Here is a 261-nt window from a genome sequence, read left to right on the forward strand (position 1 = left end):
CAGGTTGCTGTGCGTGGGTGGCGGCGCTCATGTCAAACTCTCCCTGCATCCAGCAGACGGCCAGCAGAACGTTTTTGGGATTTTTCTGCAATGCCGCTTTTGTGCGGGAAATCAGATCCTGATATAACGGCTTGCCCACCCCCCAGCGTGCCGAATCCTGACTGGCCCCCGTGGACTCGCTGAATGTCCCCTCCGCGCCCTGGGTAAATGCCGAACCACCACGACAGCATGGTACCAGCAGGATCCCCGCGTTATTCGGGA

The 261-nt window shown here is 59.4% G+C and carries 1 protein-coding gene; it reads right to left on the reverse strand.

Features of this window, described 5'->3' with window-relative positions; all coding sequences use genetic code 11:
• Nucleotides 1–261 (reverse strand): sialate O-acetylesterase (locus HEN33_RS25900; protein WP_242460332.1); only part of this gene is annotated, 261 nt, incomplete at both ends.

This window comes from Escherichia sp. 94.0001 (assembly GCF_013369155.2).
Classification (GTDB): Bacteria; Pseudomonadota; Gammaproteobacteria; order Enterobacterales; family Enterobacteriaceae; genus Escherichia; species Escherichia coli_F.